Annotated in this window: 14 protein-coding genes; 3 read left to right on the top strand and 11 right to left on the bottom strand. The window is 68.1% G+C overall.

Features of this window, described 5'->3' with window-relative positions:
* The first annotated feature begins 5 nt into the window (after positions 1-5).
* Positions 6-1,223: an ornithine--oxo-acid transaminase gene (gene rocD / locus CFB18_RS09265; RefSeq protein WP_088571533.1), complete on the top strand. Its 1,218-nt coding sequence runs from the start codon at positions 6-8 to the stop codon at positions 1,221-1,223.
* A gap of 48 nt (positions 1,224-1,271) precedes the next feature.
* Here rocD and CFB18_RS09260 read toward each other — a convergent pair whose 3' ends face one another.
* The 9 genes from CFB18_RS09260 to CFB18_RS09215 form a co-directional block, all read right to left on the bottom strand.
* Entirely contained in the window at positions 1,272-1,694 is a 423-nt protein-coding gene (locus CFB18_RS09260; protein ID WP_088571532.1) for a hypothetical protein, read from the bottom strand.
* On the bottom strand, positions 1,691-2,743 hold the full coding sequence (locus tag CFB18_RS09255) for a zinc-binding dehydrogenase (protein WP_088571531.1): 1,053 nt from the start codon (positions 2,741-2,743) through the stop codon (positions 1,691-1,693). The genes CFB18_RS09260 and CFB18_RS09255 overlap by 4 nt, the downstream gene beginning before the upstream one ends.
* 34 nt (positions 2,744-2,777) lie before the next feature.
* The gene (locus CFB18_RS09250; protein WP_143597569.1) at positions 2,778-3,944 is read right to left on the bottom strand and encodes an acyl-CoA dehydrogenase; all 1,167 of its coding nucleotides are present in this window, start codon (positions 3,942-3,944) and stop codon (positions 2,778-2,780) included.
* 48 nt (positions 3,945-3,992) lie between these two features.
* On the bottom strand, positions 3,993-4,388 hold the full coding sequence (locus CFB18_RS09245) for a PIN domain-containing protein (RefSeq protein ID WP_088571529.1): 396 nt from the start codon (positions 4,386-4,388) through the stop codon (positions 3,993-3,995).
* 308 nt (positions 4,389-4,696) lie between these two features.
* Positions 4,697-5,560 carry a 3-hydroxyacyl-CoA dehydrogenase family protein gene (locus CFB18_RS09235; RefSeq protein WP_088571527.1) on the bottom strand — a complete coding sequence of 288 codons (864 nt, stop codon included), beginning with the start codon at positions 5,558-5,560 and terminating at the stop codon, positions 4,697-4,699.
* A 215-nt stretch (positions 5,561-5,775) separates the two neighbouring features.
* Positions 5,776-6,981, bottom strand: a complete 1,206-nt coding sequence (locus CFB18_RS09230) for an acetyl-CoA C-acetyltransferase (RefSeq protein WP_088571526.1) — start codon at positions 6,979-6,981, stop codon at positions 5,776-5,778.
* A gap of 120 nt (positions 6,982-7,101) precedes the next feature.
* On the bottom strand, positions 7,102-7,620 hold the full coding sequence (locus CFB18_RS09225; RefSeq protein ID WP_088571525.1) for an HIT family protein: 519 nt from the start codon (positions 7,618-7,620) through the stop codon (positions 7,102-7,104).
* A 118-nt stretch (positions 7,621-7,738) separates the two neighbouring features.
* Entirely contained in the window at positions 7,739-8,743 is a 1,005-nt protein-coding gene (locus CFB18_RS09220; RefSeq protein WP_088571524.1) for a hypothetical protein, read from the bottom strand.
* The gene (locus CFB18_RS09215) at positions 8,743-9,297 is read right to left on the bottom strand and encodes an RNA polymerase sigma factor (protein WP_088571523.1); all 555 of its coding nucleotides are present in this window, start codon (positions 9,295-9,297) and stop codon (positions 8,743-8,745) included. Before CFB18_RS09215 ends, CFB18_RS09220 begins: the two co-directional genes overlap by 1 nt.
* 227 nt (positions 9,298-9,524) lie before the next feature.
* Here CFB18_RS09215 and CFB18_RS15320 point away from each other — a divergent pair, with 227 nt between their 5' ends.
* Entirely contained in the window at positions 9,525-10,103 is a 579-nt protein-coding gene (locus tag CFB18_RS15320) for a hypothetical protein (RefSeq protein WP_159461673.1), read from the top strand.
* Positions 10,104-10,135: 32 nt separating this feature from the next.
* Here the strand turns inward: CFB18_RS15320 and mutL are convergent, their stop codons facing one another.
* Both mutL and CFB18_RS09200 read right to left on the bottom strand, forming a co-directional pair.
* A complete protein-coding gene (mutL, locus tag CFB18_RS09205; RefSeq protein WP_088571521.1) occupies positions 10,136-11,821 on the bottom strand; it encodes a DNA mismatch repair endonuclease MutL in 1,686 nt (561 codons plus the stop codon).
* 203 nt (positions 11,822-12,024) lie between these two features.
* Entirely contained in the window at positions 12,025-12,246 is a 222-nt protein-coding gene (locus CFB18_RS09200; protein WP_088571520.1) for a cold-shock protein, read from the bottom strand.
* A gap of 403 nt (positions 12,247-12,649) precedes the next feature.
* Here CFB18_RS09200 and dnaX point away from each other — a divergent pair.
* On the top strand, positions 12,650-13,832 hold a 1,183-nt coding region (gene dnaX / locus CFB18_RS09195), incomplete at its 3' end, for a DNA polymerase III subunit gamma/tau (protein WP_143597568.1).

Raw genomic sequence — 13,832 nt, 5'->3', positions numbered from 1 at the left:
CATCCATGTCCGCTCAGACGCTGCTTCGCTCGATCGATTACATTGAGATGGAGAACACCTACAGCGCCCCGAACTATCAGCCCATCGACGTGGTCATCGCATGGGCGGAAGGGGTCTGGGTGTATGATGTGGAGGGGCGCCGCTATCTGGACGCCCTGAGCGGCTACTCGGCCCTCAACCAGGGGCACCGACATCCCCGCATCATCCGCGCCCTGATCGAGCAGGCCCAGCGGGTGACGCTGACCTCCCGGGCCTTCCGGAACGACCAGCTGGGGCCCTTCCTGAAGGAGCTCTGCGAGCGGCTCGGCTATGAGATGGCCCTGCCGATGAACACCGGGGCCGAGGCGGTGGAGACCGCCATCAAGACCGCCCGCAAGTGGGGATACCGGGCGAAGGGAGTCCCTCGGGATCAGGCGGAGATCATCGTCTGCGAGGGGAACTTCCACGGTCGGACCACCACCATCATCAGCTTCTCCACGGTGCCGCAGTATCGGGAGGACTTCGGCCCTTACACGCCGGGCTTTGTGATCATCCCGTATGGGGACGCGGAGGCCCTGGAGCGGGCCATCACCCCGAACACGGTGGCCTTCCTGGTGGAGCCCATCCAGGGGGAGGGCGGGGTGCGGGTGCCGCCGCCCGGCTATCTCGCCCGCGCCGCCGAGATCTGCCGGCGCCACAATGTCCTCTTCATCGCCGATGAGATCCAGACCGGACTCGGACGGACCGGGAAGCTTCTGGCCTCGTGGTGGGAGGATGTGCAGCCGGATATGGTGATCCTGGGCAAGGCCCTGGGAGGCGGGGTGGTGCCCGTCTCGGCCGTGGTCTCCCGTCGGGACATCCTGGGCGTCTTCCGGCCGGGGGATCACGGGAGCACCTTCGGCGGCAACCCCCTGGCCGCGGCCGTGGCCCGGGAGGCCCTGCGGGTGATCGTGGAGGAGGGTCTGCCGGAACGGGCGGCGGCCCTGGGGGAGCACGCCATGCGGCGGCTGCGGGCGATCCGGAGCCCATATATCAAGGAGGTGCGCGGCCGCGGCCTGCTGATCGGGATCGAGCTCCATCCTGAAGCCGGTGGGGCCCGGCGCTTCGCCGAAGCCCTGAAGGAGCGGGGCGTGCTGGTCAAGGACACCCACGAGCACATCCTCCGCTTCGCCCCGCCCCTGGTGATCTCCCCGGAGGACCTAGACTGGGCCCTGGATCAGATCCAGGCGGTGATGGAAGGCTGAGGGCCAGACGCCGATCCGTTCATCAATGAGCAGAAGGGGATGTTCCGATCAGGACATCCCCTTCTTCTTCACTTCTGCCCCATCCCAGGCCCATCGGATGCCCCCGAGGATCCCGACGGTGAGAAGGAGGGTGAGCAGGCTGATCACCAGGGCGAAGCCGTGGCTACCAGCCGTGAAGGGGCTTCGCATCAGCAGCAGGCGGTGGACCCAGATGTGCGCCTGATACAGGGCCATCGCCCCCAGGGCCCACCTCAAAGCCCGGCGCCCCCGGCACCACCAGAGAACGGCCAGCCCCCCGAAGATCACGGCCCACAACCCGGCCGCCCCCGCCAGATAGCCCCACGGGCCGTGGATCCCTTCCTCGGCCCACGCCGGCGGGATCGCCAGCCCGTAATACAGGGCCCGCAGGGCGTTGAGCAGGGCGAAGTAGGCCAACCACAGCGCCCCCAGGGCGTGCCGCCGCGGGCTCACCGCCCCTCATCCATCCGGAAAACGATCTTCCCGAAGACCGCCCCGCCCTCCAGCAGGCGATGGCCCTCCCGCACTCCCTCCTCGGTGAAGGGCAACACCCGGTCGATCACCGGCCGCAACCGGCCGGCGAAGACCAGCCCCATCACCGTCCGGAAATCATCCCGGGTCCCCATCGTGGAGCCCAGGATGCTGATCTGCCGGGAGAACACATATCGGATGTCGAAATCCTCCGGGTTCGGGCCGGAGGTGGCCCCCACCACCAGCAGGCGCCCGCCCGGCCGCAGACAGCGAATGCTCTTCATCCACGTGGCCTGCCCCACGTTGTCCACCACCACATCCACCCCCCGCTTTCCCGTCCACTGCCAGACCGCGCGGGACCAGTCCGGCTCCTGGGAGCGATCGATGATGTGATCGGCGCCCAGGGCGCGAACCCGCTCCGCCTTCTCGGGGTTCGAGGCCACCACCACCACCCGAGCGCCTGCCAGCTTCGCGATCTGAAGGGCCGCGGTGTTCACCCCGCCCCCGGCCCCCACGATGAGCACATCCTCCCCCGGCCGCAGCCCGCCCCGGGTGATCAGCATGTGCCAGGCGGTGAGGAACACCAGGGAGGCCGCCGCCGCTTCCTCATAAGGGAAGCCCTCCGGCAGCTTCAAGACGTTGCGGGCCGGCACCACCACGTATTCCGCGTAGCCCCCTCGCACGTGCTCGCCCAGGATGGCCCCCCGGCGGCAGCGGTTGTCCTCCCCTCGTAGGCAGAACTCGCACTCCCCGCAGCTCAGGGTGGCGTTCACCACCACCCGATCCCCTACCTGAACCCCCGAGACCTCCGGGCCCACCTCGGTCACCACCCCCGCCACATCCGAGCCCGGGATGTGGGGCATCTCCAGCCGCAGGGAGGGGATCCCGCGCCGCACCCAGAGATCGAGATGGTTCATCGCGCAGGCGTGGACGCGGACCTGCACCTCCCCCGGCCCCGGGTGGGGCGTGGGCAGCTCCGCCGCCTGCAACACCTCCGGACCCCCGTGCTGATAGAAGACGACGGCCTTCATGGGTGGATCTTCCGCTCCCTGGAGGATGTGGCGCTCAGACGCTGCTCTTGAACCCCAGGATCTGACGGGCGATGACCAGGCGCTGGATCTCGCTGGTGCCCTCGTAGATGGTCGTGATGCGGGCGTCGCGGAAGTAGCGCTCCACCGGCATCTCCCGGCTGTAGCCCATTCCGCCGTGGATCTGGATGGCCTCATAGGTGATCCACTGAGCGGCCTCGCTGGCGAACAGCTTGGCGATGGCCGCCTCCAGCGTGTAGCGCTCGCCGGTGCGCTTGGCCCGCTCCCGCTTCCAGGCCGCCTGCAGGGTGAGCAAGCGGGCCGCCTCCAGCTTCACCCGCATGTCGGCCAGCTTCCACTGGATGGCCTGGAACTCCCCGATCTTGCGGCCGAAGGCCTCCCGCTGCTTCGCCCAGGCCAGGGCCGCCTCATAGGCCGCCTCGGCGATCCCCACCGCTTGGGCCGCGATCCCCACCCGCCCGGCGTCCAGGGTGGTCATGGCGATCCGGAAGCCCTCGCCCTCCTCCCCCAGCCGGTTCTCGACCGGGCACTCGTAGTTGTCGAGGTAGATCTCACAGGTGGCGCTGGCCCGGATGCCCAGCTTCTCCTCCTTCTTGCCGCGGCTGAACCCGGGGCGGTTGGTCTCGATGATGAAGGCGCTGATGCCGTGATGCTTCTTCTCAGGATCGGTCATCGCGAAGAGGACAATGTAATCGGCCACGGGGCCGTTGGTGATCCAGGACTTACGCCCGTTGATGATGTAGACGTCCCCTTTGCGCACCGCCCGCGTGCGCATGCCGGCGGCGTCGGAGCCCGACTGGGGCTCGGTGAGGGCGTAGGCGCCCATGGCCTGGCCGGTGGCCACCGGCGTCACGTATTTGCGCTTCTGCTCTTCGGTCCCGAAGGTGAGGATAGGGAAGCAGAAGAGCGTGTTGTTGACGGACATGATCGCGCTGTGGGCAGCGTCGGCTTTGGCGATCTCAATCATCGCCAGGGCGGAGGCGATGGCGTCCAGCCCCTGGCCGCCGTATTCCTCGGGGACCTCCAGGCCCATCAGCCCCATGGCGGCCATCTTGCGCACCGTCTCCCAGGGAAACTCCCCCGTCTCATCGTAGTGCGTGGCCACCGGGGCGATCTCCTTCTGGGCGAACTCCCGCACCACCTGCTGGAACATCCGATGCTCCTCGGAGAGCTCGAAGTTCAACCCCGCCTGCGCCAGGATCTCCACCCCCATCGGAAACCTCCTTAAAGCTCAGGATGGGCCCGATGTCCAGATCGAACACCACCGGGTCTGCTGAAGGGCTTGCAGCAGCTGCTCATCTTTCGTCCAGAAGGGCAGATCCAGACGTCGAGCCAGCGTAGAGCCTGCGGCGTCGGCTAACGAGATTGAAGCAGCCGCTTTCAGCCTTCCTACTGCCTTCCAAAATTCCCAATCGCAATCAAAACGGATCGTCACCAGAAGAGGAAGCTGAGACAGCACCGTCTCTGCAACACTTTCACTGCGGCGGAGAAGGAAATAATATAATTCGCACACATTGACAACATGCATGATCACACCATCTGTTCCAAGGAGGTATTCTTCGATTCCCTCCCATCCTTTCTCTTTTTTGAGATAAGCAATTAGTATGCTTGTGTCGATAACAAGCATTATGGGGACTCCTCACGAGCGATCTCTGTCTGCTTCTCTTGAAGATACTCCTCCAGGGACGGGATCACAGGTTCCACAGCCTTCTGGAGCGCGCGCCACTTCTCCTGTCGGATGGCTGTAGACAAAGATGGAGATCCAGGCGCGGACGCTCCGGCTGAATGTTCGGCGAGGAACTCCAGAAAAGACCAGGCAAGATCCCGCCAGCGCTCTGGAATCCTCCGCCAAATGACGAGAAGATCTTTTTCCTCACGCATTCGAAGTATCCTCCCGAAGAAACCTTGAGTCTAGGGCCAAGAAGCCCGCCTCCCTCATGCCGCGTACGTGTAGAACCCCTTCCCGCTCTTGCGGCCCAGCCAGCCAGCGGCCACCATGCGGCGCAGCAGAGGCGGGGCCGCATAGCGTGGGTCCTTGAACTCCTCAAACATCGCGTCGGCGATGAAGAGCAACGTGTCCAATCCCACGAAGTCCATCAGGGTGAACGGCCCCATGGGATGGTTCAGGCCCAGCCGGATCGCCGTGTCGATGTCCTCCATGGTCGCCACCCCCTCCTCCAGGAGCCGGATGGCGTCCAGGAGGTAGGGGATCAGCAGGCGGTTGACGATGAACCCCGGGCGGTCCTTGGAGATCACCACCGTCTTGTTCAGGCGCTCGGCCAGGGCCCGGCCCAGGGCCACCGTCTCCTCCGCCGTCTGCAACCCGATGACGATCTCCAGAAGCGGCATCACCGGGACCGGGTTAAAGAAATGGAATCCGATGACTTTCTCCGGTCGCCGGGTGACGCTCCCCAGCTCAGTGATGGAGAGGGAGGAGGTGTTGCTGGCCAGGACGGCATGGGGCGGGCAGATGCGATCCAGCTCCGCGAAGACCTGCTTCTTGGTCGGCATGTCCTCCACCACCGCTTCGATGACCAGGTCGCAAGCGGCGAAGTCCTCCATCCGCAGGGTGCCCCGGATGTGTCCCCAGGCCGCCTCCATCTCGGCGGCGGACAGCTTGCCCCGCTCCACCGCCTTCGCCATCGAGGCCCGGATGCGGTCCAGCCCCTTGCGGAGGAGCTCCTCGTTCACCTCACGGACGATGACCTGAAAGCCGGCCCGGGCGCATACCTCGGCGATCCCCGAGCCCATCAGGCCGCAACCCACCACGCCCACCGTTCGAACATTCTGCAGCGCCATGGCGATCCTCCCCATTGATGGGGTGCGTGATCGGTTTTCCTGTAGGAGGGGCTTCAGCCCCGAATTTTTGCCCTCCATGACACCATCGGTCTCGCCCGACATGAGGAGATCCAAGATCGGTCGCGGCTGAAGCCGCTCCTACAGCAGGATTACGCAGGGGAATTCAGCCCCGAACCTCCGTCTTCGAGACGGCAAGGTCGCGGCGAAAGCTGCCCCTATTCGATCTCCACGGCCATGGCGACCGCCTCGCCCCCGCCCAGGCACAGGGTGGCGATGCCCCGACGCAGCCCGCGATCTCGCAGAGCGTAGATCAGGGTGACCAAGATGCGGGCGCCGCTCGCCCCCACGGGGTGCCCGAGGGCGACGGCCCCGCCGTTCACGTTCACCCGGCTCCAGTCCCACCGGTATCCCTGTTGTTCCATGGCCTTCGCGTCGGCCAGGACCTGGGCGGCGAAGGCCTCGTTGATCTCGATGAGATCGACTTCCTCCCAGCGCCAGCCCACCCGCTCCAGGAGGCGAGGGATCGCCTTCGCCGGCGCGTAGAACAACCACTGCGGATCCACTGCCGCCTGGGCGTAGCCCACGATCCGAGCCAGGGGTGGGATCCCCAGGGCCTCCGCCTTCGCTCGGCTCATCACCACCACCGCCGCCGCCCCATCGTTGAGCCCGGGGGAGTTCCCCGCCGTCACCCGCCCGTTGGGCCGGAAGGCCGGCTTGAGACGGGCCAGGGCCTCCATGGAGGTATCCCGCCGGGGGCCTTCATCCGTGTCCACCACCCGGGTGCCTCCCTTGCCGTCGGGGACCTCCACCGGGACGATCTCCGCCCGGAATCGACCGGCGTCGATGGCGGCCACGGCTTTGCGATGGCTCTCCAGGGCGAAGGCGTCCATCTCCTCGCGGGTCACTTCGAACTGGTCGGCGATGAACTCGGCCAGCTCCCCCATCAGCACCTGGTGGAAGGGGCAGCGCAGGCCGTCGGCGATCAGGCTGTCCTCTGCCTGGAGGTGGCCGTAACGCATCCCCGCCCGCAATCGGATCAGGTGCGGGGCGTTGCTCATGCTCTCCATCCCCCCGGCCACCACCACGTCTGCATCCCCCGCCTTCACCGCCTGGGCCGCCAGCATCACCGCCTTCAGCCCTGAGCCGCAGACCTTGTTGACCGTGACTGCCCCCACCTCGACAGGGATCCCGGCGGCGACCGCGGCCTGCCGGGCCGGGGCCATGCCGCTGCCGGCCTGGACCACCTCTCCCATGATGACCTCGTCGATATGGGCAGGATCGACGCCCGCCCGACGGATGGCCTCGCGGATGGCCACGGCGCCCAGTTGGGGCGCCGGGAGGGGCGAGAGCGCCCCCAGCAGCTTTCCGATGGGCGTACGCGCCGCCCCCACAATCACCGGATCCCGACCGTCTTTGCGCATGGCGATCCCTCCGTGAACAAGGCATCCCATCCATCCCGCCTTGCCGGGGATCCCCCTTCCGGGCCAACGAACGATCGTTCCCCTCCGCCGGGATGGGCCTCCCCATCCGCTCCGTTCGGATCAGGGATCCCCGGATGGCCGCTGAAGGGAGGAAGCCAGCTCTTCGAACAGCGGCCGGAGACGGCGATAGGTGTCGTCCAGCCATTCGGGGAGCACGCGGGTGTTGCCGATGACCGGCATGAAATTCGTGTCCCCCGTCCAGCGGGGGACGACGTGGATATGGACGTGATCGGCCACCCCGGCGCCGGCGGGCCGGCCGATGTTGGCCCCGACATTGAACCCCTCCGGCCGGTAGGCCTGACGGAGGGCCTTCAAGGATAAGGCGACAAGCTGCATCACCTCCAGCATCGTCGGAGGGTCCAGGTCCTCTAGGCTGGGCACGTGGGCGTAGGGGATGACCATCAGGTGGCCGTTGTTGTAGGGGTATCGGTTGAGGGTCACGTATACGGTGCGCCCGCGAAAGAGGATGTGTTCCACCTCGTCGGAACCGTTGATCTTCCGGCAAAAGATGCAACCCTGAGGCGCCTCGCCCTCCCCTTTCAGGTAAGCCATCCGCCAGGGGGTCCAGAGCCGTTCCATCGTTGCTCCGCCTGAGGGCAGGTTCCCCCCCATTTTATCCGTTTTGTCGGGGATCGACAAAGCGGCCCGGCCGTCCAGGGCCGGGCCTTGTGATCAGGATATGCAGCCGGGGAGAGCCTTACCTCCGCCTTCCCGGAGGGCCCTTTGGGCCTTGATCCCCCGGCGGAGCGGAATCCTGGCCTCGGGGAGGGCCCGGCGTGTCCTTTTTCTCCTGGCCCGGAGGGGTGCGGACCGGGCGAGGCGTTTCTTTCTTCTCCTGGCCCGGTGGCGTCTTCTCCTGACCCGGTGGGGTGCGCGGCGCAGAAGGCGTCTCCCGTTTCTCCAGGCCCGGCGGGGTATGGGTCCGCTCCCGCAGGATCTCCGCCGTCGGCTCCGGCAGGACCGGCGTCTCCACCGCCCGGGTCGGTTCGGGGATCCCCCCTTCGGGCCGGCCGAGGACCGGGGCCAGCCCGGCCCAGCGCTGGCGCGCGCGGGTCAGGGCGGAACGGACATCCGGCGGGGCGACCGCTGCGGCCTCCTCCAGGAGGACGCCCTGACGCTCGTAGAGGGCGCGCAGCCGCGCCGCGGGCCCTGCAGGGCCTTCCGCCCCCAGACGGGCGGCCTCTTCCAGACGGGCCAAGCTCTCCTCGGCGAGGTCGGGGAGCCAGCGTCCCCGGGCGGCGCTCGCCTCGAACTCCGACCAGCGTCGCTCCGCCAGGTAGAGGGCCCGCTCCTCCGGCGACATCCCCAGGGTGACCAGACCCTCCACGGCCCGTTTGACCGGATACAAGGGCTCGCCGGGCAGGCTGGCCTCCGCCGCCCCCACCGCGCTCAAAAGGACCAGGATCAAGCCCAGGGCGGCCACCAGCGCCCACCCCCAGCGGAGGGCCGGCCGGGACGCTTGCGGGGCAGCCGCTCGCCGGGCTGCGCGGAGCTGCCCCTGACGGATCAGCCGTCGGCGCGCTGCGGGAGAGAGGGCCACCTCCTGGCCGCGCTGGAGCCAGAGGGCGGTCTCCAGAAGCGGGCGCAACGGGATCGCCTCGGGGACTTCCCGCAGGCACGTCTCCAGGTCCGCGCCCTGCTCCAGCCGGCACAGGCATCGCTCCAGGAGCTCGATCTCATGCGCGTCTCGCTTCGGATCCATCACCGGACCTTCTCCAGATAACGGGCTAAAGCGCTCAGGGCGCGATGCTGGAGGGCCTTGACAGCGCCCACGGATTTCCCCATCGCCCGGGCCACTTCCTCCAGGCTCATCCCGACCAGGAAGCGCAGGACCACCACTTCCCGCTGCTCCTCGGTGAGCACCCGCAACGCCCGCTGGATCATCTCCGAGACCGCGATCTCGTCCTCCGGGATGTCCTGGCTGAGCTGCGGCCCCGTCTCCGTGTCCTCCAGCGCCACGAGGGGGCGCCGCCCCTGCCGCCGCCAGTGATCGATCAGGCGGGCCCGGGCGATGCGGAACAGCCAGGCGCCGAAAGGAAGACCTCGCTCCTCATACCGCGGCAGGTCCTCGATCATCTTGAGGAACACATCCGCGGTGAGATCCTCTGCCAGCTCGGCGTCGCCCACCCGGTAGAGCAGATAGCGGTAGACGCCATCGGCGTAATGCTGATACAGGGCCGCGATAGCCTCCGGATCTCCCTTCCGCGCCCGGGCGATCCAGCGTCGCTCTTCGGGATGAGGGGTGAGCAGGCCCATCCCTCATCCTCCTATGAAACCGTCTGGAATGAGACAAACGTCACGCGTATCTTCTCCGAACCCTGAAGCGGTTTCTGATGAAGAAGATCTGCAGTCAGACCGCTCTGACCATCTCCGCTTGTGGATCGGAAATTGCCTTCATCCGGTCCCGGGCCTCCTGTCGACCCGGAGGCACCCGGGGCTGGAGCGGCGCTCGTTCTCCCACTCCCAAACCGGAGGGATCTGCGATGCGACAAATCGCGATCAGGATGGTTGGCAATCTGTTGGGCATCGGGTTGGCCCTGGGCCTGGGGCTGGCGATGGCTTGGGGGGCCGGCGCGGCGGCGCCGGCGGAGGAGTCCACGCTTACACCGACGCCCACGCTCACCCCGACGGTGCCGGTGACCCGGATCCATCCGGTGGCCCTGGCCCTGGCCCGCTGGATCAGCCAGACGTTTCCGACCTTCGGGCTCACGCCGACGATCTCCGTCACGGATCTGATGGGCCTCCACGCCCAGGGCTTCGGCTATGGCGAGATCGCCCGAGCGCTTCAGCTGGTCCTGGCCTCTCAGAGCGACGCCGATCCCACGAACGATCTCTCCCTGGAGCAGGCGCTCCAGCTGGGGCGCCAGGTCGGCTGGGGCCAGGCCTACCGCGCCTACGGCCTGCATCCGGGCGGCCGGGGCCTGGGCGCCATCATGCGCTCCGCCCGGTCCAGGGCCTTCGCCACGCCCGCGCCGTCCCCCACCCCGGCGGCGGGTCCGGGCTCCACCTCTTCGAAGAAGCCGAACCCGAGCGGCAAGATGCCCAAAGGCCGGGGCCGGTGAGCCCCTCCGAGGCCATGGGCGGGCCTGTCCCCTCATGGCTCCCGTCCGAACTGATGGGCCAGCTGGCCCAGCGGGAACCGCAACACCGTCGGCCGGCCGTGCGGGCAGGTCCAGGGCATGGCGCATCGCTCCAGCGCCCGCACCAGATGCTGCATCTGCTCCATGCTGAGGACCTGCCCGGCCTTCACGGCGGCGCGCTTGCAGATGCTCCGGATCCAGCGGGCTTCTAAAGCCACCTCCATCGGCCGTCGCGCCTCGTGCAGATCGAACAGGAGGTCCTGGATCACCGCCCGAATCGCTTCGGCGGAGAGGACGGCCGGGATGGCCCGCACGCGGACGGCGCGGGGGCCGAAGGGCTCGATCCAGAACCCCAGTTCCTGCAGCGCCTCCTGGTGTTCCTCCAGCAGGCTCCCCTCCTCCGGTGAGACCTCCAGCAGCACCGGCTGCAGCAGCGGCTGGGCCGGGAGCGGCCCCTCCTGACGCCGGGCCATGAGCTCCTCATACAGCACCCGCTCGTGCGCCGCGTGCTGGTCCAGCAGGTAAAGGCCATCCGGCCCCTCGGCGACGATGTAGGTCGCCTGGAGCTGCCCGATCACCCGGAGCGGGGGAAGGCCGGTGGCCTCCTCCCCGAATGGCTTCGGAAGGACATCCGCGGGCTTCCCGGGCGGGAGGGGACGGGCAGGCATCGAAGCGGGTGCCATTGGGGAGGCGACGGGCTGAAAGACGCGAGGGGCCGTCTGGCGGAGGGCTCGGTGGGCGGCCCGCTGGACCAGCCGGAACACCCGATCCGGATCCCGGAAACGGACCTCGATCTTGGCCGGGTGAACGTTCACATCCACCGCATCGGGGGGGAGATCGATCCAGAGAAAGCTCCAGGGGAAGCGGCCGGCGGGAAGCAGGGTGTGATAGGCCTGCAGCACCGCCGCCGGGAGCATGCGGTCCTGCACCCAGCGTCCGTTCACGAAGAAGACCATCTCCTGGCGGTCCGGGCGATCCATCCCCGGCGGGCTGATCCATCCCGAGATCCGCATCTCTTCGTCCGCTTCGTGCACCTCCAGGAGGGCTTCCGCCACCTCTGCCCCGTAGAGGGCGGCGAGGCGATGGCGGGGCTCGCGAGCGGCAGGGAGCGTCAGGGCCTCCCGCCGGTCATGCCGGAGGAAGAACGCGACCCTCGGGTAAGCCAGGGCGTAGCGGCTGATCCAGAGGTCGATGGCCCGCCGCTCCGCCCCTTCCCCCTTCAGGAACTTCCGGCGGGCCGGGGTGTTGAAGAACAGGTCCTCCACGATCATCTCCGTGCCCGGGGGACGCGCCAGGGGCCGCTGCTCCCGGATCTCCCCTCCTTCGATGCGAACATAGGTGCCCAGCTCTTCGCCGACAGCCCGGGTCCGGCAGGTGACCCGGGCGACGGCGGCGATGGCCGCCAGGGCTTCGCCCCGGAACCCCAGGGTGGCGATGCGGAAGAGGTCCTCGGGCGCGGAGATCTTGCTGGTGGCGTGGCGGGCGAAGGCGAGGGCCACTTCCGCGGCCGGGATGCCGCACCCGTCATCGGCGACCCGGATGCGCGAACGGCCGCCCCCCTCCGTCTCCACCTCGATCCGCGAGGCGCCGGCGTCCAGGGCGTTCTCCACCAGCTCCTTGACCACCGAGGCCGGGCGCTCGATCACCTCCCCGGCCGCGATCTGAGCCACCAGCTCCGGGTCCAGCACCCGAATGGGCATACCCGCGCTCCACGCATGATCCAGGCCGAGCGTCCGCTGCGTATTCCGACGAAGGTATTCTGCTTCTCATCGTCGAGAGACGCAACTCGCCCCTGACATTGGCGCGCTCTAAGGAGGTCTCTTGACGGCGCCTCGTAAAAAACAGCGGGAGCCTCCGTTCGGAGGCTCCCGCTGCCCCGGGTCGGGTGGAGCCGGCACCGCGTTCACTCGGACAGGCGCACGACCTGCTCGGCCTGGAGGCCCTTGGGGGTCTCGCGGATGGTGAACTCCACCCGCTCGCCCTCCTCGAGGTTGCGGAACCCCTGGCCGACGATAGCCGTGTAGTGGACGAAGACGTCGCGGTCCCCTTCGTCCGGCCGGATGAAGCCGTACCCCTTGGTCCGGTTGAACCAGCGGACGGTGCCCTTGACACGCTGACCAGCCATCTCTGCAACTCCTTCAGAAAGATTTTTGAAGCCCGCGGGGGGCGGACTCCCTGCTTCAGGTTGCGGAACGATCCGACCGGAAGAAGGGGATCCGAGGGAGGGAGGCGCGGCCTCGGGGGTGAGCAGGCGCCTGGGCTTCCAAACAAAAAGCCGTCGGGCGAGTCCTGCGTTGACCCGACGGCCAAACCCTCAGAACATCCCCCTCGCGCTCCGGTTCTGCGTTCCGATTTGCTTCTATCATAATCGGATCGGGGATTTTGTCAAGTTTCGCCGGGAGCGTAGGGCAACTGCTCGCAGTTGCCCTACATGTCCTGCGGGGCGGGGGCAGGGCGCTGCGTTGCTGGTTTCCCGCCCGTCGGTTATAATGGCGGCCAGATCAGCAGGACTCCGGAGCGTGCCGCCGATGCCGTTGGCCCTCTACCGCAAGTGGCGCCCCCGACGGTTCGAGGAAGTGGTCGGCCAGGAGCATGTGACCCGCACCCTGCGCAACGCCCTGCGCCTGGGTCGTATCGCGCACGCGTATCTGTTCGCCGGGCCGCGGGGGACCGGCAAGACCACCACAGCCCGCCTGCTGGCCAAGGCGGTCAACTGCCTGGCCGAAGCGGTGGAGGAGCGACCGTGCGATCGCTGCCGGATCTGCCAGGCGGTCCACGAAGGGCGCCTCATCGACCTGATCGAGATCGACGCCGCCTCCAACCGGGGCATCGATGAGATCCGGGATCTGCGGGAGCGTGTTCGCTTCTCCCCCAGTGAGGCCCGGTATAAGGTCTACGTCATCGATGAGGCCCATATGCTGACCACCGAGGCCTTCAACGCTCTCCTCAAAACCCTGGAGGAGCCTCCGCCGCACGTGATCTTCGTCCTGGCCACCACCGAGCCCCATCGGATCCCCGCCACGATCCTCTCCCGTTGTCAACGCTTCGATTTCCGCCGCCTGACGACGGCCGAGATCGTCCGGCGGCTGGAGGAGATCGTGGCCGCCGAGGGGCTCTCCGCCGAGCCGGAAGCCCTGGCCTGGATCGGGCGCCAGGCGGCCGGCAGCCTGCGGGACGCGGTGACCCTGCTGGATCAACTCGCCGCCGATGAAGAGCCCATCACGGTGGAACGCGTGCAGCGGACCCTGGGGGCCGGGCGCTGGGATCTGGTGGGGGAGATCGTGGAGGCCCTGAGCGAAGGGGAGACGGCCCGCGGGCTGACCCTCCTCGCCCGCGCCGTGGAGGAGGGCGCCCATCCGCCGCAGCTGGCCCGACAGCTGGTGGAACACCTGCGTGCGGTCATGTGGCTGCAATGGGGGGATGCCAGCGGGGCGGATCTCCTGCCGGAGCAGCGCGCCGCGGCCCAGCGGCACGCCCGCGCCTTGCCCCCGGAGGTCCTCCCTCGTTTGATCCGCCTGTTCATGACCGCGGCGGCGGACTTCCGGAGCGCCTGGTCGCCGCAGCTCGCCCTGGAGCTGGCCTTCGTGGAGGCGGCCCTGGCCTGTCAGCAGGCCCGAGCGGCCCGGAGCGTCCCTCCTGTTCCTCCCGCTCCCGCGCCGGCGCCCGCGGCGGCGACCCCCGCGCCCCCTTCGCCCGCGCCTCCGGGCCCGG

Source organism: Thermoflexus hugenholtzii JAD2, from assembly GCF_900187885.1.
Lineage (GTDB): Bacteria > Chloroflexota > Anaerolineae > Thermoflexales > Thermoflexaceae > Thermoflexus > Thermoflexus hugenholtzii.
This window is presented reverse-complemented; position numbering and strand designations above follow the sequence as displayed.

Excerpts from the sequence above, each read along its gene's own strand:
- rocD (WP_088571533.1), top strand. The coding sequence starts at position 6 with ATGTCCGCTCAGACGCTGCTTCGCTCGATCGATTACATTGAGATGGAG.
- CFB18_RS09230 (WP_088571526.1), bottom strand. The coding sequence starts at position 6,981 with ATGCGCAAAGACGGTCGGGATCCGGTGATTGTGGGGGCGGCGCGTACG.
- CFB18_RS09255 (WP_088571531.1), bottom strand. The coding sequence starts at position 2,743 with ATGAAGGCCGTCGTCTTCTATCAGCACGGGGGTCCGGAGGTGTTGCAG.
- CFB18_RS09215 (WP_088571523.1), bottom strand. The coding sequence starts at position 9,297 with ATGGGCCTGCTCACCCCTCATCCCGAAGAGCGACGCTGGATCGCCCGG.
- CFB18_RS09245 (WP_088571529.1), bottom strand. The coding sequence starts at position 4,388 with ATGCTTGTTATCGACACAAGCATACTAATTGCTTATCTCAAAAAAGAG.
- CFB18_RS15320 (WP_159461673.1), top strand. The coding sequence starts at position 9,525 with ATGCGACAAATCGCGATCAGGATGGTTGGCAATCTGTTGGGCATCGGG.
- CFB18_RS09220 (WP_088571524.1), bottom strand. The coding sequence starts at position 8,743 with ATGGATCCGAAGCGAGACGCGCATGAGATCGAGCTCCTGGAGCGATGC.
- CFB18_RS09235 (WP_088571527.1), bottom strand. The coding sequence starts at position 5,560 with ATGGCGCTGCAGAATGTTCGAACGGTGGGCGTGGTGGGTTGCGGCCTG.
- CFB18_RS09225 (WP_088571525.1), bottom strand. The coding sequence starts at position 7,620 with ATGGAACGGCTCTGGACCCCCTGGCGGATGGCTTACCTGAAAGGGGAG.
- mutL (WP_088571521.1), bottom strand. The coding sequence starts at position 11,821 with ATGCCCATTCGGGTGCTGGACCCGGAGCTGGTGGCTCAGATCGCGGCC.
- CFB18_RS09200 (WP_088571520.1), bottom strand. The coding sequence starts at position 12,246 with ATGGCTGGTCAGCGTGTCAAGGGCACCGTCCGCTGGTTCAACCGGACC.